Source organism: Nostoc sp. PCC 7107, from assembly GCF_000316625.1.
Taxonomy (GTDB): domain Bacteria; phylum Cyanobacteriota; class Cyanobacteriia; order Cyanobacteriales; family Nostocaceae; genus Nostoc_B.
The window spans coordinates 1,846,761-1,868,347 of sequence record NC_019676.1 but is presented as its reverse complement, the minus strand read 5'-3'; the positions used below and the strand labels follow the sequence as shown (position 1 = coordinate 1,868,347).

Annotated in this window: 12 protein-coding genes and 1 tRNA gene; 10 read left to right on the top strand and 3 right to left on the bottom strand. The window is 40.9% G+C overall.

Features of this window, described 5'->3' with window-relative positions:
• Positions 1-276 precede the first annotated feature (276 nt).
• The gene (accC, locus tag NOS7107_RS08015) at positions 277-1,620 is read right to left on the bottom strand and encodes an acetyl-CoA carboxylase biotin carboxylase subunit (protein WP_015112473.1); all 1,344 of its coding nucleotides are present in this window, start codon (positions 1,618-1,620) and stop codon (positions 277-279) included.
• Between the two features lie 434 nt (positions 1,621-2,054).
• On the opposite strand from accC, the gene NOS7107_RS08010 reads away from it, so the two are divergent.
• The 5 genes from NOS7107_RS08010 to tilS all read left to right on the top strand — a co-directional run bounded on the left by NOS7107_RS08010 (position 2,055) and on the right by tilS (position 7,799).
• A tRNA-Leu gene (locus tag NOS7107_RS08010) sits at positions 2,055-2,135 on the top strand.
• A gap of 112 nt (positions 2,136-2,247) precedes the next feature.
• On the top strand, positions 2,248-2,877 hold the full coding sequence (locus tag NOS7107_RS08005; RefSeq protein WP_015112472.1) for a chorismate lyase: 630 nt from the start codon (positions 2,248-2,250) through the stop codon (positions 2,875-2,877).
• A gap of 828 nt (positions 2,878-3,705) precedes the next feature.
• Positions 3,706-5,454, top strand: coding sequence for a DUF3352 domain-containing protein (locus tag NOS7107_RS08000; protein ID WP_015112471.1), 1,749 nt, complete (start codon positions 3,706-3,708; stop codon positions 5,452-5,454).
• Between the two features lie 145 nt (positions 5,455-5,599).
• A complete protein-coding gene (ccsB, locus tag NOS7107_RS07995; RefSeq protein ID WP_015112470.1) occupies positions 5,600-6,655 on the top strand; it encodes a c-type cytochrome biogenesis protein CcsB in 1,056 nt (351 codons plus the stop codon).
• 160 nt (positions 6,656-6,815) lie between these two features.
• Entirely contained in the window at positions 6,816-7,799 is a 984-nt protein-coding gene (tilS, locus tag NOS7107_RS07990) for a tRNA lysidine(34) synthetase TilS (RefSeq protein WP_015112469.1), read from the top strand.
• 30 nt (positions 7,800-7,829) lie between these two features.
• On the opposite strand, the gene hmpF is transcribed toward tilS, so the two are convergent.
• The gene (gene hmpF / locus NOS7107_RS07985; RefSeq protein ID WP_015112468.1) at positions 7,830-9,587 is read right to left on the bottom strand and encodes a pilus motility taxis protein HmpF; all 1,758 of its coding nucleotides are present in this window, start codon (positions 9,585-9,587) and stop codon (positions 7,830-7,832) included.
• Between the two features lie 408 nt (positions 9,588-9,995).
• Here hmpF and NOS7107_RS07980 point away from each other — a divergent pair, with 408 nt between their 5' ends.
• The 5 genes from NOS7107_RS07980 to NOS7107_RS07960 all read left to right on the top strand — a co-directional run bounded on the left by NOS7107_RS07980 (position 9,996) and on the right by NOS7107_RS07960 (position 20,566).
• Entirely contained in the window at positions 9,996-11,207 is a 1,212-nt protein-coding gene (locus tag NOS7107_RS07980) for a response regulator (protein ID WP_015112467.1), read from the top strand.
• A 183-nt stretch (positions 11,208-11,390) separates the two neighbouring features.
• Positions 11,391-11,756, top strand: coding sequence for a response regulator transcription factor (locus NOS7107_RS07975; RefSeq protein WP_015112466.1), 366 nt, complete (start codon positions 11,391-11,393; stop codon positions 11,754-11,756).
• A gap of 13 nt (positions 11,757-11,769) precedes the next feature.
• Positions 11,770-12,300, top strand: a complete 531-nt coding sequence (locus tag NOS7107_RS07970; RefSeq protein ID WP_015112465.1) for a chemotaxis protein CheW — start codon at positions 11,770-11,772, stop codon at positions 12,298-12,300.
• 16 nt (positions 12,301-12,316) lie between these two features.
• Positions 12,317-15,196, top strand: a complete 2,880-nt coding sequence (locus NOS7107_RS07965; protein WP_015112464.1) for a methyl-accepting chemotaxis protein — start codon at positions 12,317-12,319, stop codon at positions 15,194-15,196.
• A gap of 177 nt (positions 15,197-15,373) precedes the next feature.
• Positions 15,374-20,566, top strand: a complete 5,193-nt coding sequence (locus NOS7107_RS07960; RefSeq protein ID WP_015112463.1) for a response regulator — start codon at positions 15,374-15,376, stop codon at positions 20,564-20,566.
• Here NOS7107_RS07960 and NOS7107_RS07955 read toward each other — a convergent pair.
• Entirely contained in the window at positions 20,563-21,297 is a 735-nt protein-coding gene (locus tag NOS7107_RS07955; protein ID WP_015112462.1) for an FkbM family methyltransferase, read from the bottom strand. The two genes, NOS7107_RS07960 and NOS7107_RS07955, sit on opposite strands and share 4 nt — an antisense overlap.
• Positions 21,298-21,587 lie beyond the last annotated feature (290 nt).

Genomic DNA, 21,587 nt, shown 5'->3' with positions numbered 1-21,587 from the left:
TTTCTTGGCTTCAGCCGCTTTGTCACCCCTTCAGGTACATCAAATTTTAATTAAGTTAATTTACGGTACTGGTTTAAGGTTAAGAGAAAGTTTGAGTTTACTTGTTAAAGATTATTAAATTTTCCCCTTGATTAACCAGGATTTTGTATTTAACGGGATTTACGATTAATCTCAACCAAACTGAGTACTTGAACAGGAAAGGGACAGGTAGTCAACTGAAAATAAGATATTTCTCAGCCTTCTACGCCTTCCCTTTACCTTCTACTTCCTAATTCCCTAGAGGTTCATTTCCTGGACAAAATTGGTGTAAACATTACCTTGTAAAAACTGTTGGTTTTCCATAATTCTTTGATGAAAACCAATGGTTGTAGGTAGTCCGGTAATGGCACACTCCCGCAATGCGCGTTTCATCCGATTAATCGCAGTTGCCCGATCTGGCCCCCAAACGATGAGCTTACCAATTAAAGAATCATAGTAGGGCGGAATTTGGTAATCGGTGTAAACATGAGAATCAATCCGCACACCAGGGCCACCAGGGGGAAGATAACCGCTGATACGTCCTGGGGCGGGACGGAAATCATGGTCTGGGTCTTCAGCATTGATCCGACATTCTATAGCATGACCACGCAAAACTACTTGCTCTTGAGTCAGTTTCAGTCTTTCTCCTTGAGCAACTCGAATTTGTTCAGCCACTAAATCCACCCCAGTAATCATTTCTGTTACAGGATGCTCTACTTGAATTCGGGTGTTCATTTCCATGAAATAGAACTTCCCAAACCGATCTAAGAGAAACTCAATTGTGCCTGCTCCCGTGAAGTTGATAAACTGGGCAGCTTTGACAGCAGCATGTCCCATTTTCTCCCGTAGATCTGAGTCAAGTGCCGGACTAGGAGCTTCTTCTAGGAGTTTTTGGTTGCGGCGTTGAATGGAACAATCCCGTTCACCTAAGTGAATCACATTGCCGTAATTATCTGCCAAAATTTGAAATTCAATGTGCCTTGGACGTTCAATAAATTTCTCAATATAAACGCCAGAATTACCAAAGGCTGCGCCTGCTTCTCCTTGAGCAGCTAGAAAAAGTTTGATAAATTCATCTTCAGTACGGACTAAACGCATCCCACGTCCACCACCGCCAGCAGTGGCTTTAATCATGACGGGATAACCAATTTCCTTGGCCAGTGCTAATCCTTCTTGCTCAGACTCTACTAAACCATCGCTACCGGGTACTGTTGGCACTCCAGCTTTTTGCATGGTTTCTTTGGCTGTGGATTTATCCCCCATCAACCGAATAGCTTCAGGAGTTGGGCCAATAAAAGCAATATGATGATCTGCACAGATTTCTGCAAATTTGGCATTTTCCGCCAAAAACCCATACCCTGGATGAATGGCAGTAGCATTACGCGTCAAAGCGGCAGCAATGATATTGGGAATATTTAAATAACTTTTACCGCTGGCTGGCTCACCAATGCAAACTGCTTCATCCGCAAGTTGCACATGGAGAGCGTTACGATCAACGGTTGAGTGAACCGCAACAGTTGCAATTCCCATTTCTTCACAGGCACGGAGAATGCGAAGCGCGATTTCTCCTCGATTAGCAATTAATATTTTGTCAAACTTCATTTTCTAGCTTCGATATTAGTACCAGTAGATTGACATTTTCTCTTATCTGATTAGCAACAAAGCTTTTACTTAGTTGCAAATTTAAAGATCAGAGCTTTTGCAATATCATTCTCAGCAGTGGATGTACGCCCTTCGAAATTCTACAAAAATCAAGACTGTCAAGCCTCTACAGGTCTTAACCAGACTAACAGGATTACATCTGCTTGTCTGTGCCAGTTTCCCGCACTAGGCTGTGGGTTAGTGCAGAGCATCTTAAAGTAGCCATACCCCTTTTAATATCACTTGTGGCGCTATTACATTTCTGTTAGTCTGATATCCGCCTTCGGGAAATTTGTGAATATGTTCACTTAAATTTTTGGTAAATTTTGCAAAATTTAGATATTACCTTACTATAATCACTTTGTTGTGCTATATTGGTTCTTCAGTTAACTCTAGCGGATGTGGCGGAATTGGTATACGCGCACGCTTGAGGTGCGTGTGGCTTTGCCTTGCGAGTTCGAGTCTCGCCATCCGCATTTTTTAGTCAATGGTCAATGGTCAATAGCTAAGTATTACTTAACTATTGACCATTGAACTGTTGACTTTTTTTGTGCTTTTATATAGATAGATGAACTTTTGTAAATAACATTGACTGCTATTTTTACTCTGACAAACAACTCCACACTGCCATCAGCTTGGCACCGTCTGACTCCGATTTGGCAAGGAGACGAGGAAGTCATACAAAAGAGTTTGCCACACACACAATTGGCTCCGACTTGGCAACTACTGTTATTGGGCGATGGTTCTCCGACTCGGCATTTAGAATTGCTGACAGGTGAGCCAACGGAAGTAGATGTCATTGATATGTCGTTGATTGGCGTAGATTTAGATGATGCACCCGATTTAATCCAAGCTGTACCAGGGCCAAGACTGCGACGACAGGTGTGGTTACGGACTGCTTCGGGGCAGAGGTTAGCTTATGCGACATCTTGGTGGGAAGCCAGCCATGTAGATGAATATTTGCAAAATCGTTCATTGCCAATTTGGGCAAGTTTAGCGCGTCTCCGCACAGAGTTGTATCGAGATGTGCGGGGTATTTACTACGGGGACTCAGCGGCGTTAGAGTCTGGCTTTGATGTGGAAGGGCCGTTTTGGGGTCGTCACTACTTGTTTTGGCATCATGGGCAACCGCTAACTTTGATTTATGAGGTTTTCTCTCCTTATCTAGCCAAATATTTGGGGCCGATGCAGCTAAGTTCTACTAACGGCAAAGTTTAGAATAAAGTAGCGATCGCCAAAATATCGCCAAGTACTGATTATCCATTCAATTACTTCCAGGTATTGACCTCAGCGACGGTCATTAAATCCTCACATTAAATAGGTAATCGAATATACCTGAGTTAGGGAAAAAATTAAATTTATCTAAAAATTAAATTTTGGCTGGATAGTTCATTTACTGCTATCTAGCCCATATAATCATGATTTCAGTGCAAAAATATCGATAAATTGCCAAAATTTATGGTTTGGTAATTTTGGTAAAAATAGTCATCATTAATTATATTTTCTATAATTTTTTCAGTTGGGTGTTAACCCTATATCTTTGAAGATTCAATACATAATAACTAAGTTGTATAAGTAGTAAAAATTACAAATTACTGGTTACTTACAGCTGTTTGCAGTTAGTTATATCGTCATAATACTGAGAATAAAGTTAAAAACTTATGTAAAAAAGTTGTCTCTCAAGATTAACCATCAAGAGTGAGAGCTTATGTGTGAAAGGGTTTTGCTTACCTCAGTCCCTCCCTTATTCCATTGATTTTTCAGATCACGACGTAAATTCGCCAAGGTTTTCTCTCACGAAAATTAAGCGATAAATAAAACTTTTATGAGAAAGTTGCCTGCGAAATATAACAAAGCATGTTAAAAAGATAAACTAACAATAAAAATACTCCTTTTACAGCCAAATAGCTAAGGTTAATTACCGAAGTGTCAGTAAAAGTTCAAAGTAAAGAAAATTGTTGAAAAATAGCCCAAAAGAATGGGAAATGCTTAAGTTTACTTGGTAAAGCAAGTAAAAAGTTCGCAAGTTATGAGGTATTGGTTTCAATGGCGCTGCCTATTGTGTCTGTTCCCATGAAGAAAAAACAGAAACCGTCTCTGGCACTGACGCTCTCGGCTACTGGTTTGTTAATTATTGGTGGCGGAGTCGCCTATCGGTTGTTCAGCCAGGGGCATTTATATTCGGGAAATTTATTAGTAGGTGCAAATATTATTCCTGGCGATGCTCTGTTTGCTGCTTCTCTCAGTACAGATCCCCAACAATGGCAGAAATTACAGGAATTTGGTACAAAAGAGTCCCAAGCAGAACTGAATAAAAATTTAATTCAGTTGCGCGATCGCTTTTTGACCAACAATGGTTTTAACTTTGAGCAAGATATCCAACCTTGGGTAGATGAAGAAGTTACCTTCGCTATTTTAGCTCCCGAAACTACTCAGCCTGCCCCTAAGCCTGTAGCTACTGATGGCGTTACTCCTAACACTCAGCAGTCATTAGTTATGGTTTTGCCTGTAAAAAACCCAGAGTTAGCCCAAAAAATATTGGCACAGCCCAAAGCGCTGAAAACAGGTAAATGGATTGACCGCACCTATCAGGGAATTCCGATTAAACAAAGCGAAGGGCAATTTGGCACAAACCTTTCAGCTACATTATTAGCTAAACGCTTCCTAGTAATTACGGATAATCCTAAAGCCACAGAACGGGCAATTGATGCCTATAAAAATAAAACATCTTTAGCAACAGTCGGGAGTTTCGCTGAGAATTTCCCAAAAATTTCTGAATCTCATTCTTTTGCTCAGTTTTATATCAACGTTCCAACAGCAGCCAAAATTGCGACTACGGCTCCTAATCGGCGATTACCTGCTCAAGTTTTAGCGCAACTGCAAAATAACCAAGGTTTGGCGGGGACTATTACTTTAGAGGCAGAAGGAGTACGTTTGAAAGGTGTTTCCTGGCTGAATCCTCAAAGTCAGCGCCTACTCTCAGTTGACAACACAGCAGCCAGTATGCAGCAACGAATGCCAGCAGAAACCTTGATGATGTTATCTGGTAGTAACTTACAAAGGTTGTGGGGAGATTACATCCTCACATCTCAAGGAAACCCCCTCTCGCCTGTATCTCCAGAACAACTGCGTAGTGACGTAAAATCGCTGGCTAATCTTGATTTGGAACGAGATTTACTCAGTTGGATGAAAGGCGAGTTTGCTGTTTCACTCATTCCTAACACAGCAAAAAACGGCACCCCAGGAGATTTTAAAGCTGGATTGGTATTTATGATCAAAGCCAGCGATCGCAAATTAGCTGAAGCATCTCTCCAAAAACTGGATGACGTAATTAAAAATCAATATCAATTCCAAATTCAACCAGGGAAAGTGGCAAATCAACCTGTTGTGAACTGGATTGGGCCTTTTGGTACTTTAACAGCCAGCCACGGGTGGTTAGATAAGGATATCGCTTTTTTAGTATTGGGCGCTCCCATCACCGATAAAATTGTACCTAAACCCAACAGCACACTAGCCAGTAATCTTGCTTATCAACATACTGTGCCGACAGAACTGAATCCGACAAATGGGGCATTTTTTCTGGATGTAGAACGAATGGTAAATAACTTTACTCTCAATACCTTATTTCCCAAACAAAAAACTTTTTTAGAAGCAACCCGTTCCATTGGTGCAACAACCTCTGTGAGTGATAGTCGTAGTACTCGCTACGATGTATTTCTCTCTTTGAAAAAATCTCATAATTCAGCAACTTTACCTAATCCAGCATCTAGTCCCAACATTAGTAGTTCAAAGTAAATCCTGTCCATGATATTAGTTACGTCAGTTTAGCAGTACCACACACATTAATTTATTCTATCTACCCTGAGTCTCTAATTAAACTCAAGTTAGGATCAGGATAGTTAGAATCGCAACTTTAAACAATAACGGTGGAGAATACTGTATGAATCTGGTTGTACTCCAGAACTGGCTAGACAACGCCGCATTTGCCGTGTTATTTCTTACCATGCTAGTTTATTGGGTAGGAGCAGCTTTTCCAAATCTCCCAGCACTTGGTGCTTTAGGGACAGCAGGAATGGCGATCGCCAATTTGTGCATTGCTACCCTTTTAGGCGCAAGATGGATAGAGGCAGGTTATTTCCCGCTAAGTAACTTGTACGAGTCGCTGTTTTTTTTGACTTGGGGGATTACAGCAGTCCATTTAATTGCGGAAAATGGTACCCGTAGCCGCTTGGTGGGAGTTTTTACTACACCCGTAGCAATGGGAATCACTGCCTTTGCGGCTCTCACCTTACCATCAACCATGCAATCAGCAGAGCCATTAGTCCCTGCATTGAAATCTAACTGGTTGATGATGCACGTCAGCGTCATGATGTTGAGCTACTCTGCTTTAATGGTAGGTTCAATATTAGCGATCGCTTTTCTGGTGGTGACACGCGGCCAAAATATCGAACTACAAGGTAGTTCGGTAGGCACTGGTGGCTACCGCACTAATGGTTATCGCTTACACAAAGCAGGTGAACTAGTAACTCAATCAGCAACACCTGTCGGTGAAGATAACGGTTCTGCTCGTCGTTTTGAAAGCAATACTAATAACGGCAACACCGCTGTGATGAATTTGGTAACAGCAACCCAATCAGGAACCGCAGCAACCACCGCAGTTCTTTCGCCCCAACTGCTCAGTCTGGCTGATACCTTAGACAATATCAGTTATCGCATCATTGGGTTAGGATTTCCCCTGCTGACCATCGGGATTATTGCTGGTGGTGTTTGGGCAAACGAAGCTTGGGGTTCTTACTGGAGTTGGGATCCTAAAGAAACATGGGCATTAATTACTTGGTTAGTTTTTGCAGCTTACCTCCACGCTAGAATTACTCGCGGTTGGCAAGGTCGTCGCCCCGCAATTTTAGCTGCAAGTGGGTTTGTTGTCGTCTGGATTTGTTATCTCGGAGTGAATCTTTTAGGAAAAGGTTTACATTCTTACGGTTGGTTTTTTTAATAGCTTTAACCCCTCTTTACTTATAAAGAGGGGTTAAATTATATTTGATATTTTGTGAATATTTACTATGTTTTAAAACCGCAGATTTACGCGGATGCACGCGGATCAAATAATCAATTATCTGCGTCCGTCTGCATTCATCTGCGGTTAATAATTCAAAATGGTATGGACTCCCTTACACGCCAAAATTCATCGCACCATTAAATCACGTCATTTATTTCTACATCATGAACGCCTGTTAGTGGCTGTTTCTGGCGGGCAAGATTCTCTATGCTTAATTAAATTACTCTTAGATTTACAATCAAAGTGGTCATGGTATTTAGGTATTGCTCATTGCGATCATTGCTGGCGTGATGATTCCCAAGCTAACGCTCATCATGTAGCAAATTTGGCTAAAAATTGGGGTGTAAATTTTTATTTAGAAACTGCTAAAGAACCCATAAATAGTGAAGGTACGGCGCGGAATTGGCGATATCAAGCTTTAAATGCGATCGCCCAAAAATATAATTATCAATATATCGTTACTGGACATACAGCCAGCGATCGCGCCGAAACTCTGCTTTACAATTTAATGCGTGGTACTGGTGCTGATGGTTTACAAGCTTTAACTTGGGAACGTCCTTTATCTGAAAAAATTACCTTAGTGCGCCCACTTTTAGCAATCACTCGTCAAAAAACAGGGCAATTTTGCCAAGATTTTCAATTACCTATTTGGGAAGATTCTACCAATCAAAATGTGAAGTACGCACGCAACCGCATCCGCCAAGAATTAATTCCCTATTTACAAACAAACTTTAACCCCAAAGTAGAATCAGCTTTAGCCCAAACAGCAGAACTCTTGCAAGCAGATGTTGAGTATTTGGAACAAGCATCTCAGCAGTTGCGGGAAAAAGCGACGATAGGGAGTGGGGATCATCTAAAATTAAATCGTCAGGTATTACAACCAGCGCCATTAGCTTTACAACGCCGTGTGATGCGACAGGTATTGCTAGAAATTTTGCCTGACGCACCTAATTTTGAACATATTGAAAAATTAACCGCCTTAATTACCGCCCCGAACCGTTCACAAACAGATCCCTTTCCTGGTGGTGCGATCGCTCAAGTTCAAGGTAACTGGATTATCATTAAGGAAAAGTCATTATAAAGTCTAAAATATTTTTCACACTTCATACTTCTAAGATGCTATTAACTCTGGCTGTGATATCAAATTTTGCAGAGTCTGACGCATCTCGCTAATAGTTTGCAGTTGATAATCACCAACTTCTTGCACTTGCGCTAGAGAATCATTAATTCCTTGTAGCTTTTGTCGCAAACCATCCAAAGAATCTTGAATTGGTTGTAAGGCTTCTTGATATAAATTGACTCGCACCCAGCATTCAGCAGTTGCTGTTTGCAAAGACTGTAAACTTGCTTCTAGAGTTTTAATTTCTTGTTGCTTACTTTCCAAATCATGAGCTTGGTTGTCAATCATACCTTGATCTAATTCAATTGCAGATCGCATCTGCTCAATTTCTTGTTCAACTTTTTGTAATTCCTGTGATTGTTGTTGCCGCTGACCATCGATTTGTAACAAAATCGGAGCAAAATCAACTGTACTTTCTTCTTCTATATTAGAAACAGGTTGTCCTTGTCTTCGGAGTAATATATTTTGATGCTGCCTCAGAGCCTTATCACGCTGCAACAAACTACGGCGTTGACCTTCTAAAGTTTTGTTGAGCATTTGGTAATGGTCTTTTTCATCCGCCAGTTCCATTTCCAAATTGATATGGTCTTGGTCAGAGGCTTGACTAAGTTTTTTTTGTAATTCTTCTATGTCTACTTGCTTATATTGCAGTTCCTGCTCTTGTTCTTGGACAAAGCTAGAGTCTATTTCTAATTTTTTAATGAGGTCTTGAACTATTTTTTGTAGTTCATCTAAAGGCATTTTTTCCAATGCTTCTACATCAACTTTATTTCTAGAAATATCACCAGAACTGGCAGATAAGTAATTTATTTTTTGATATAAATCGTCTTGATATTGTAATTGTTCCTTGACAAGTCGAGCAGATTCTTGCTTACTAGTAATAGTTGCCTGATTAATTTTTAATTGAGTAGTTTGCTGTTCTATAAAATTATGTGCTTGTTGCCATTCATTTTGGCGATCGCTTAAATTTTGTGTAAGACGCTCAACTTCTTCTTGTTGCTGTGCTGCTAAAGTTTTTTGCTGCTCTAACTTTTCCCAGTAGGGATTTAAAGTTGCTTGCTGCTGTTCGATTAATTCAAAAGCTAAATGCAAATGTTCCCTGACTGTTTCCGTTGGCGCAACACGACTAGATAAGCGATTCAATAACTCGCTCATCACCCGACTTTGCTCTTCATCTAAAACATTACCTTGTTTTACCTCTGCTTGTCGCTCTTCTAAACGCCGTTGTTCACCGCGCAAATGCTCCCAAGCACCTTCTAGTTCTTGGCGGTTACGCTCAATTTCCGCTTGCAACTGTTCAATTTCTTCGCGGGATGAGTCAACTTCCTGTTTTTGCTCGTCTAGGCGTTGACAATCATCTTCCATTTGTTGCAGCTGTTCTAAGCGTGCTTCCATCTCCATTTCCCGGCGATTCATTTCTTGCGCCTGAAATGTTAGCGACTGCTTCCATTGATCAATTTCATCTTCCTTCAGTTTAAATTTTTCTAGCTGACGAGAAAAATTTTGCAAGATGTTGACTAATGGCCGTCCGGCTTCTTGAATCCGCTGCACTTGGCGATTCGGATTCAGTTCCACTAGCACTAATGCACCGTCATTTAATTTGCTGGCTTCTTCAGCAGTGATCACCTCTTCCGACACAGTACTCCAGTTCTGGTCGGTTCGCTGACAAGCGAGCAGTTTCAGTTCGGTTTTAGAACCACCACTAAGTAAGCCGCCCTTCTGCTTTTGTACTTCTGCTAAATACAGCACACCATTCGTCCTTTTGCGTACTTAATGTCCGTGTTTTGAGATATATATCTGAGATAATTCTGTGAGTTCGTCTTAATTTCACCGTGGTGTAGGAAAAAAATACAGACAGAACTACCTGTGGGCATAAAATTTTACGCCTAAATATTTGTATAAGCGATTGAGTCGCGCCTTTATATTCTGTACTGGTGATAGTGATCATGACTTCCGTGTTATCACTAACTTTATCAAGCTGTATTACGAAAATTTACGGTTTATAGCTAAATGTATCCCCTGATAGACATTAGTTGTTGGAGAAATAAGATGGCGAAAGTGTGGAGGTAATAATTTACTTTACTTTATGAGAAATATGGAAAAAAATTACTGAGCAAACTTAAGTCAAGAATGTAACAAGGAGTCGCGTTGAGCTAAATGCAGGGAAATTTAAATGAAATTGATATTCGGAGTATTTTGCAATTGATTGCTTTAGGCCAGAGAACTGGACAACTTTTAGTAGAAGCTGGCTTTCACAAGCAAGATAATCTCAGCCAAGATGAGACTCTCAGGCATCGCCATAGCAAAAATAGCAGAAAACAATCTTGGTTTGTCTTTTTTCTCAATGGTCAAGTCATCTATTGCCAAGCTGGTGATAGTAATTTGTCGCGGATTGAAGATTATTTGCGTCATTATCGAGTCGAAACAGAGCTTGAGCAAAGGCAACATACTTCAATAGCTACTCAAAATGTCCCAGAGTATGGCTATTTGTGGACACTTTTAGAAAAAAATATCATCAGTCCCAAAATAGCTCATAGTATTATTCACCGCTTAGTGCAAGAAACATTGTTTGATTTGTTGAGTTTACACCAAGGGAGTTTCATTTTTCGTCAAGGAGCAGCCCTCGCACCACAATTAACTAGTTTAGAAATTGCGCCTCTAGTTACCAGAATTACTCAACAAGTCCAAGAATGGAAGCGCCTATATCCGCAAATTCAATCTCCCGAACAATTACCAGTGTTAGCTGATACAGCAGAATTACGTTCCTCGCTACCAGAAGCAACAGTAAATAAGCTACAGCATTGGGCTGATGGCAAAACATCTCTCCGTCAACTGTCGCGTTATCTTAACCGAGATTTATTGACAGTTGCTAAGGCCATATATCCTTATGTGCTACAAGGTTGGTTGCAACTAGTAGATTCAGCCACAACTAATTCCCAGACAGTAGTACCAATGTTGGGAGGAGGAGAAAACCATCGCCCACGGATAGTTTGTATTGATGATACAACCACGATTTGTGAGGCTGTTGAGTCGATTTTAAAGTTACATGGTTATGAAGCGATCGCGCTGAATCAACCCTTAGAAGCACTCGGTTTGCTATTTCAACTACGACCAGATTTAATTTTGTGCGACATTGCCATGCCTGAACTCGATGGTTATGAGATTTGCAATATGTTGCGGCATTCTACCGCATTTCGCTTAGTACCGATTATTATGCTGACTGGTAAAGATGGCTTTATTGATCGAGTCAGAGCCAGGATGGTTGGGGCAACAGATTATTTAACCAAACCATTTGATGATTCCGAATTACTTATGCTTGTCGAGAAATATGTTAATTACAAGTCTTTTATGGGAACACCAAAGAAATAGAAGACTTGTTGATTCCATAAAAGATCGGGTAAAAAATGTTATCACAGAATCAACCAACCCCATGCCCAATTATTATCTAGTCAATTAGTGAAATAATAGCATAAATTTATACAAGTAATTTTAACGGGGAGTCAGGGAATGTTCCAAAGAGGAACGTCTACATCAGGAGGTAGATAGGCATTTATGAGTACAGTTCTGATTGTGGAAGACAGTCTCGCACAAAGGGAGATGATTATTGACCTCCTGAAAGCCACTGGTTTAACAGTCACATACGCCAGTGACGGAGTAGAAGCGTTGGAGGCCATTCAGAGCGCTCCTCCAGACTTGGTGGTATTGGATATTGTCATGCCACGGATGAACGGCTACGAAGTTTGCCGTCGGTTAAAATCTGACCCAAAAACCCAAAATGTCCCAGTAGTCATGTGTTCTTCTAAAGGTGAAGAATTCGACCGCTACTGGGGGATGAAACAGGGTGCGGATGCTTATATAGCCAAACCGTTTCAGCCGACGGAGTTGGTAGGAACAGTCAAACAACTCCTGCGAGGATAAGGATGAAAATAACATGGTCAGCAAACCTGACTTTTTGAGTGGTAGTGGCCAAGACCACTTTCGGCCTGAATTACAAGTAGAAAGTCCTGAAGGTGAGTTACATTTACGTTTTTATATTCCCTCGCATCAGGAGTTTGCCCTACCAGCTACTGGTATCCGAGAAGTCTTGGAATTAAGTCCTGATAGAATCACCCCGATTCCGAATGCTTCTCCTTTACTTTTGGGTACTCTAAATTTACGAGGTCGAGTAATTTGGGTAGCTGATTTAGGTCAATTTCTTGGCGAAGGAACGGCGCTAAATACGGATAGAGCAGAAATTCCCGTAATTGCGATCGAGGAGCAGGAAACAATAGTCGGTTTAGCAGTGGAAGAAGTCGGCGGTATGGATTGGCTAGATGTACAACATCTGATGCCACCAACAAATCTACCAGATACGATGGCTCCCTTTTTGCGTGGTGAGTGGTTATTAGGTGCTAAAAACAACCAGTGTCTAAGATTGCTTGATCAAACGGCGATTGTGCGGAGTGCAAGGTGGGCAGGATGATATTGGGAGGGAGCAAATGGCAGCAACAATAGATGATTATCTAGAAACATATCAGCAGGCTTGTACAGCCTACGCAGAACAAGACTATGAATTCGCTGCTACCTTAGTCGATCAGGTAGTAGAAAAGGTACCAGATGACCCCAACTGCCATTTGTTGAGGGGTCATGTCTATTACGTTTTGCAACAGTATGATGTTGCAAAAGCAGAATATCAACAAGTATTGCAATTGACTGATGAACCAGAAATTATCAGTTTTGCCAAAAATGGTCTGGAGAATATCCATCAATATTTACAGCCTCTAGAAGAAGCCATCCCGCTGGAAATTGATCAGTCAATAAATTTTGCAAGTATCGCTGATTCCTCAGAACTGGATACAGCAGACTTACAAGATTTAGGAGCATTTGCTAACTTAGATAGCCAAAGCTTTGATTTAAGCAGTTTTGAAGAATCTCAGTCATCTTTAAACCCATTTGATGTTCCTACAGACAGCATTGTTATGAACAAATCGGTTGAAGAATCTCCATCTTTAATGGCTGATCCTTTTGCCGTTCATCAAGATGAAAATAGTTCTGATCTGCATAGCAATCCAGAGGAAGAAATCGCCTTAGATTTACCAGCTTTTTGGCAAGAAGACATCTCAGTAGTCAATTTAGATGACTCAGGAATCACAAATAACCCCTTTAATAGTGGGACAAATTCGGGTCAAGAAAGTTCAACTTTTGATAGCAATAGTGTTGATTCTCCTTTTGCACCAGTTGATTTATTAGCGAGTAATATTTTAGATACTTCATCTAAAGCCTTATTAACAGAACAGTATCCAGAGCCAAACATAGCAAATTTGGACTTTAAAATGGATATTCTGGAGAAAAATTCACCAAAATCGCCAGAAAATATCTCGAATGTGGATGCAAAAACAAATCAAGATAATGTATTCGCGGCTAAACCAAGTAATTGGTTAGAAAAAATAGAATTTCCTGATAATTCTGAAACTACTAACTCATCTGTCAATGATGATTTTTCTTTGCAAAACTCTCCTTTAAAAGCTGGCACAACTTTAGACACCAACTCTTTTGATGGTGATGATAATTTTGATTTTGAAGCCTTTGAGTCTGCCTTTGGCTCAGATGAATTCAAAACTGATGAAGATACTAACAGTATGCTCAGTGGTGAAAATTCTAAAAGTAATATCGAATTTTTAGATGATTTTGATGAATTTGACGACCTCGGTAATATTCCTGGATTTGATTTAGCAGACTCAGATGTGAGCTTTGGTGATGTGGCACTGTCTGGGCCACTCGAAGCTCATAGTAGTCCTCGTAGTAAATTTACTGAAGCTACCGCGAATAATGGCAGTAGCGATCGCGATGAAGAACTCTTTACCATTACTGGTTCTCAAGAATCCGTCCCCATATTTACCCAAACCGATGTCTCAAAGCTAGAACCGGTTGCCAGTGTTGAGCAAGGCTGGTTAGCACCACTGGAAAACGCTTCTTTAGATATGAAGCCTTTTTTGGTAGCTGGGACTGTGGGGATTTTCTCGGCAATGGTTGTCGCCGTTGTGAGCTTTGGGGCGACTTCCTTTTCTCAACCGCAGCAGCGCGAATCCATCCGCAACACTGGCTGGGCTATGTCTCTCGCTGCCGGTATTTCGGGATTTGCGACAGCTGCTTTTATGGGCAATCTCACCCTCAAGCAAATTCGCCGCACAACAAAGGATTTGCAAAATCAGTTTGATGCTGTCCGCCAAGGCAATCTTAATGTCCAAGCCACCGTATATTCTGAGGATGAATTAGGGCTATTAGCTACTGGCTTTAACGAAATGGCGCGGGTAATTTTTACCACTACCAATGAAGCCCAACGCAAAGCCGATGAACAAGAAGAAGCCAAAGAAAACCTGCAAAGGCAAGTAATTCGCTTGTTAGACGACGTAGAAGGGGCAGCTAGAGGTGATTTGACAGTGCAAGCTGAGGTGACAGCAGACGTACTCGGAGCCGTTGCTGATGCCTTTAACCTGACAATTCAAAACTTGCGGGATATCGTCCAACAGGTAAAAGTAGCTGCACGGGAAGTAACCAAAGGGGCGACAAATTCTGAAACCTTTGCCAGAGCCTTATCAAGTGATGCTTTGCGCCAAGCTGAAGAGTTAGCTGTCACTTTAAATTCTGTGCAAGTGATGACTGACTCGATTCAGCGGGTGGCAGAAGCTGCGCGGGAAGCTGAAACCGTTGCCCGTGATGCTAGTAGCATTGCGCTCAAAGGTGGGGAAGCTGTAGAAAATACCGTAGCTGGGATTTTAGAAATTCGGGAAACTGTGGCGGAAACTACCCGCAAAGTCAAACGCTTGGCAGAATCTTCCCAAGAAATCTCTAAGATTGTGGCGTTAATTTCCCAAATTGCTTCTCGTACCAACTTACTTGCACTCAACGCCAGTATTGAGGCGGCGCGGGCGGGAGAGGCGGGAAGGGGGTTTGCGATTGTTGCGGATGAAGTGCGCCAGTTAGCCGACAAATCTGCCAAATCCTTAAAGGAAATTGAACAGATTGTGATGCAAATCCAAAGTGAAACCGGCTCAGTTATGACCGCAATGGAAGAAGGCACACAACAGGTAATTAAAGGGACAAAACTTGCTGAAGAAGCCAAGCGATCGCTCGAAAATATTATTCAAGTAGCCAATCGCATTGATATTCTGGTGCGCTCAATTACCAGCGACACAGTAGAACAGACAGAAACCTCACGTGCTGTTGCTCAAGTTATGCAATCAGTAGAACTCACAGCCCAAGAAACCTCCCAAGAAGCACAGCGAGTCTCTGGCGCACTCCAAAACTTAGTGGGTGTGTCCCGTGACTTAATCGCCTCCGTTGAGCGTTTCCGCGTGGATACCCTCGAATCAAAGTAAAAAGGCAAAAGTAAAAAGTGAGCCATTGCGGTGGACGGGTTTCCCGGCATAAAGCAAATGGCGAACCCGAAGGGCAAAAGTAAAAAGAAATGTCTACTTTTGTGCTTTGTCTTTTACCTTTCAATTTACCCTTGCCTTTTCTTTTACCTTTTAACATTTACCTTTTAACTTGTGACTATGCTGCCGGAACAACAACAGCGGATTTTGGGTTATTTTATCGAAGAAGCACGAGACCACCTGAACACCATTGAGCAGGGGTTGTTGGATCTTCAAGGTACTTTGAAAGACCCGGAAATGATCAATGAAGTTTTTCGGGCAGCCCACTCCATCAAAGGTGGCGCGGCTATGCTAGGTCTAACTAGTATTCAGCACACGGCTCATCGTCTAGAAGATTGCTTTAAAGTCCTCAAAGAGCATCCAGTTCGGATTGATGAAAAGTTAGAGTCATTGTTTCTGGGTGTGGCGGATACTCTCAAAGCATTATTAGAACATTTAAGCGGCCCCTACGGACTTTCAGAAGAAGCCGCTAACACTTTGATGTCGGAAGCTGAACCTGTATTTAAATGGCTCATTGATCATCTAGACTCATTAGTAAAAAACAGTCACAACGGCATAGCAGATGATAGTTATACGGTCATACAACCGCCGCAAACAGAAAGCGTGAGTTCACTCACAGACATTTTTTGGCGGACGGATACTTCTATACCAGCAGAAGACACTCAAGTTTCATCTCCAGTAGTATCTACATCAGTTGCCGCCCAAGAAAATACTTGGAGCGAGTTTCAACATCAGGTGCTGCAAGCTCTACGACAAATGTTGCAACTGTTTAAACAACAAGCGACAGCAGAATCACGACAAAATCTTCAGCAATGTTGTCACCAGTTGGAAAAACTGGGACAAAGATGGAATTTGCCGAACTGGTCTAGTTTATGTCAAGCCGCCGCAAATGCGATCTGTAATAGTGAAAATACTTATCTTACCCTAGCTAAAATTGTTATTACTGAAATTAAACAAGCTCAGGAATTAGTGCTTCAAGATAGAGATGCTGAGATTACAATTAGTCAGCAATTAGAAGCACTCCTAAGTTTTCCCGAACTGGAATTTGATTTATTTGACAATGAACCAGTTACGGAGATAGAAAACCAAGCTGTCAAATTCACCAAAACTAATGAGGAAGTTTCTCTCATTGCTAGTGTACAACCAGCAGATAGTGTGATTAGCTTAACGGATATTAATGATCAATTGAATCAAGATAGTGCGATCGCCATTAATCATCCGAGTGAAAATGTAGCTAATTCTCTGTTTAGTGATGAAGAAGATGGTTCACTTATGATTGGTCAAATTGACCATCACGGGCCAGAGGTAGGATTAGCAGAATTAAATACTTTAGCCGATTTATTTGAAGGGGAAACGCCAGAATTAGATGAAACTTGGCAACAAGAAGAAATTCTAGATATTACTGCTGTCAGTCACTTGGGAATAGATATTACCGAAGATAATAAAGAAGATAATGATAGTGATTTGGCAGATTTTCTGTCTCTGGATGAAGATCTACGTACTGATGAGCCAAATGTCAATCTCAGCACTACAGAAGATTTGGGACTGTTATTTGGGGATAATTTCTTAGAAAAAGAGCATTCAGAACCAGAAATTACGAATGTACCTCAATTATCTTCGGCTAACGGCAATAACCAAGATGTAGATGACCTGTTAGCGCTGAACCTAGATGATCATCAATTACCAACGGTGAGCGAAGTAGCTCAACCGACAACTGAGGCGATTCCGAGTACTGGATTATCTGCTTCCCAACAAAGCATTTTAGATGAATTATTTCTCGACAATTCGGAAAAAACTCTTTCAGAAGTCAATGATTTTGGCAATACAGAACTTCAGGTGTCAATTTCTGAACCCAACTCTTTGTCTTTAGACAGTTTATTTGCTGAAGGTGAAGAAAATATCCTGATACCCACAGAAAATTCAGGAATTGGGGATTTATTTGATAGTCTACCTGCAACAAAAAAATTGGCGCAGACAGAAGATGATTTGAGTAACTTCTGGGATTCTCCCGCAGACGCAGAATTGCAGTCAGAATTTGATAATATCTTAGAAGAAGATGTTACTAAAGCTTTAGAAGAAAGTTTATTTGCAGCGGCTGCTTCTGGGGAAATTTTTGGGGATATGCAGGATGCTGGTTCCTCGAATATAGAAGATTATCGAGATAATTTTGAGCTAACTTTCCTCCAGCCTGACGTAGATTTTGCTTCAGATAGTGAAGATGATTTATTTGGGGACTTAAAAGCTCCTGTTTTCCTTGACCGCAATTTTTCTTCACCAGAAATTCGCAATTTTTCCCAAGAACCAGAGGCATTAGATTTTACTCCTGAATTTACTTACCAGTCGCCCGAAGCTTCTGCGGTAGATGCTCAAGCTTTTGGGGAACTAGAACTAAATCTTTTTGATGATCTAGATTTAGAATTTGCCCAAGATGAGCCAATAGTTTTAGCTGATTTAGAGCCAAAAATTCATGGCACGTATATTCAGCTAGAAAGTTCCGATAATCCAGTTTTTGATTTGTTTGGAGATATTAGTCTTCCAGAAACATCTGAAACTCATGGAGATGTGAATGAACCCGTAGTCAATGAAGATGTAGACTTGAGTTTACTAGATGAGTTATTAGCCACAGACATCAGCCAACCAAATACAGATTTAGATCAGTTACTTGCAGATACAGAAATTATTGAGTTTTCCCAACTCCCAAATTTTGAAAATTTACTCGATGATTTATTAGTTGTAAATAATTATGAAAAATCTGATGATTCCGAACCAATAATTAGCGATGATTTTGATTTATTTTCAACAGCAGATACAGATGATATCTCATCTGGTACTGAAGAATCAGGATTAAAACTAGAAGTTTATGAAAATATTAATCAGACTTTTGCTGTTGATATCTTAAGAGAAACAGCAGAATCTCCAGAATTATTATTAGAAATAAGTGATACATCATCAGATACACCAATTACTGAAGCAGAAAATATTAGTTTTAAATTTACAGAATCATCCACAGAAGAAACAAACATAATATCTGAAGACGAAAATGACTTTGCTGATTTAGAAGCATTATTAGGTGAAGAACTATCAAGTGATGCTGGTGCGATCGCTTCGGAAGATTTTGCAGCATTGGAGGCTTTGTTAGGTGGAGATAACCATGATGAAATCTCTCCCCAGTCCACAATTCACCATAATTACATCTCAGAATCTCCCACCACAGCCAGTAATCACTCTGTTAGTGAAACGCCTGCATTACCACAAATCGAAGATGAATTTAGTGATTTAGAAAAACTACTGGCGGAAGCAGATAACACAATTGCTCACACATCACCAATCAAATCCAACAATAATAAAGCTCCTCGTCCAACAAATCGGCGGAACGCCAGATTTGAAGAAACAATGAAAGTGCCAGTCAAACAACTGGACGATATGAGCAATTTAGTCGGAGAATTGGTCGTCAACCGCAACACCTTAGAGCAGGATCATGAACGACTAAGACAATCATTAGATAACTTGCTAATTCAAGTGCAACAGCTGTCAGATGTGGGCGCGAGAATGCAAGAATTATATGAGCGATCGCTTTTAGAAGCTTCTCTACTAGCCAGTCGTACCAAAAAAGAAACGCCAATTTTCTCGGCAGAACCCGATACAGACAGGGGTTTTAGCGAACTAGAAATGGATCGGTTTACTCCGTTCCACACATTATCTCAAGAAATGATTGAATTGATTGTGCGAGTGCGGGAGTCAGCGAGTGACATCGACTTTGTGACCGAAGAAACGGAACGTGTAGCGAGACAATTCCGTCAAGTCACAACTCAATTGCAAGAAGGTTTAACCCGCGCTCGCATGGTGCCATTTTCCCAGGCGATTGACCGCTTGCGGCGCGGTGTGCGGGATAACGCGATTAAATGCGGTAAACAAGTAGAGTTGGTGATTGAAGGTAGCGATACCTTAATTGACAAGATGATTTTAGATCATCTCACCGATCCTTTGACGCACATGTTGAATAATGCGATCGCACATGGAATCGAAACCCCAGAAGAACGTCAAGCTGGGGGTAAACCACCTGTGGGCGAAATTACCATCCGCGCCTTCCACCAAGGAAACCAAACAGTCATTTCTGTGGGTGATGACGGTGCAGGTATCGACCCAGAAAAAGTCAAAGTTAAGGCCGTTAAAGTCGGGATGATTACCAAAGAACAAGCCAGGACAATCTCCCGAATGGAAGTTTATGATTTGCTGTTCCAACCTGGGTTTAGTATCAAAGATAAAGCCGATGAAATTTCTGGTCGTGGTGTCGGGATGGATGTAGTGCGTTCCGAGATTAGTGAAATTCGCGGGGCTGTCAATACAGATTCGGCAATTGGTAAAGGCACAACATTTACTATTCGTCTACCACTCACCTTAAGTATTTGTAAAGCCCTCTGCTGCGTCTCCGATAAAGCCCGAATTGCCTTCCCAATGGATGGAGTGGAAGATACTTTAGATATCCCCGCTAAAAATATTCAACATAATGCTGATGGACAATCATTTATTTCTTGGCGTGATACAGTTCTGCCATTCCGACCCCTCAAAGATTTATTATCCTTCAATCGCCTGTTGAGTCGCGGTAACGTTTACGGTGGTACGAGGGATGATGATACAGTTTCTGTGGTGGTGGTGCGATCGGGCAATACTTTAATTGCTTTACAAATTGACTTAGTACTCAGCGAACAAGAAATTGTAATTAAGCAATTTGAAGGGCCAGCGCCTAAACCCATCGGTGTAGCTGGTGCTACAGTGCTGGGGGATGGTCGGATTATGCCAATTGCTGACGTGTTGGAAATTATCGATATCTTCCAAGGACGGATGTCTAAACATAGCGGTGGTACTCTTTGGCAACAAAAAAATCCACCTAATGTTATTGAAGTTCAGGCTGAGAAAATTGATCCCACTGTGCTGATTGTTGATGACTCAATTACAGTTAGAGAATTGTTATCTTTGACCTTTAATAAAGCAGGCTATCGCGTTGAACAAGCGCGTGATGGTCAAGAAGCTTGGGACAAACTGCGCTCCGGGCTACCTTGCGATATTGTATTCTGCGATATTGAAATGCCCCGTTGCGATGGACTGGAGTTACTATCACGCATTCAAAAAGATTCGAGTTTGAATCACTTACCTATCGCTATGCTTACCTCGCGCGGTGCAGACAAACACAGACAAATGGCGATTCAGCTTGGTGCTAGTGGTTACTTCACTAAGCCCTATCTGGAAGAAGCCTTACTTGAAGCTGCTGTAAGGATGTTGAAGGGTGAGAAGCTAGTCAGCAGTAGTGGTTAGCGATAAAAGAATAATTCATTAACATACTGTTTTGTACGATCAAGACGAAACCCTTGTGCAGCTAATTTTTGCTGTACAAATTCTGTCTTTTCGACTCCCATAATAGCTGAATGAATTTCGATACAAATTTTCTTTACGTTGTGTAAGTTTGCATATTGAAATAATTCATATTCACCTCCCTCAATATCAATAATTAAAAAAGTAGGATCAATTCTTTGAATCTCCTGATTAAAGGGAATTACAGGAACCTTAATCACTTGATCATCAGACTTACGTTGAATAATGGAAGAAGACCAAAAACTTTTACCAACATAAAAATTTTGCTCTCCTGAAGTTTCACCTAATAAACAAATATTTAAATGAGGATTGACATTATTTAAAGCAAAAGTCTGCCGAATTAACGATTCTAATGCTGGATTAGCTTCATAGGTAAATACTTTCTCCGAGCCTAATTTGCGAGCGCAGTAGCTTGCAAGTAACCCTAAGCCTGTTCCTAATTCCATCACACGATCATGTATATCTAATGTAGTTTTCATAATTTTTAGCTCTGAAGCCTCATAATAACCAGCATAGAGAGCTTCTAATGGGCCTCGACTGATATTGGGGGGAATCGGCAGTTGAATACCCAAAATATTGACAGACTTTGGTTTAGTAACTTTTCGGGCTTTCAGCATAATCCGACCAGCTAACCTATTGAGACGATACTCTATTTTTTGAGTGAGCGAATACATAAAGGTGAAATTTTCTATTACTCTAATTTCAGGTGATTGGGCTACTTAAAGTTAAATAGGTAAGTAGCCTGGGTGAAGTATAAGTCATATTGTTTTAACTAGATGTAGCCTTGTTGTGAATCTACTATTTCTATGATGAAATTGCTTGCCAATAGCGTACAATTTTTTGCAATATTTTTCACCACAGTTTTGCTATTTTACTGGAGTGTACATCTTGGAATTGTACCTGTAGCTTTAGCCAGCCACCACAAGCTGGAGAAATCTGATTACCATGTACAGAGAAGAATTGT

Bases quoted from the DNA above. Each gene is read 5' to 3' on its own strand.
- tilS (WP_015112469.1), top strand. From the start codon at position 6,816: ATGGTATGGACTCCCTTACACGCCAAAATTCATCGCACCATTAAATCA.
- NOS7107_RS07980 (WP_015112467.1), top strand. From the start codon at position 9,996: ATGCAGGGAAATTTAAATGAAATTGATATTCGGAGTATTTTGCAATTG.
- NOS7107_RS07960 (WP_015112463.1), top strand. From the start codon at position 15,374: ATGCTGCCGGAACAACAACAGCGGATTTTGGGTTATTTTATCGAAGAA.
- NOS7107_RS08000 (WP_015112471.1), top strand. From the start codon at position 3,706: ATGGCGCTGCCTATTGTGTCTGTTCCCATGAAGAAAAAACAGAAACCG.
- ccsB (WP_015112470.1), top strand. From the start codon at position 5,600: ATGAATCTGGTTGTACTCCAGAACTGGCTAGACAACGCCGCATTTGCC.
- NOS7107_RS07955 (WP_015112462.1), bottom strand. From the start codon at position 21,297: ATGTATTCGCTCACTCAAAAAATAGAGTATCGTCTCAATAGGTTAGCT.
- NOS7107_RS07965 (WP_015112464.1), top strand. From the start codon at position 12,317: ATGGCAGCAACAATAGATGATTATCTAGAAACATATCAGCAGGCTTGT.
- NOS7107_RS07975 (WP_015112466.1), top strand. From the start codon at position 11,391: ATGAGTACAGTTCTGATTGTGGAAGACAGTCTCGCACAAAGGGAGATG.
- NOS7107_RS07970 (WP_015112465.1), top strand. From the start codon at position 11,770: ATGGTCAGCAAACCTGACTTTTTGAGTGGTAGTGGCCAAGACCACTTT.
- accC (WP_015112473.1), bottom strand. From the start codon at position 1,620: ATGAAGTTTGACAAAATATTAATTGCTAATCGAGGAGAAATCGCGCTT.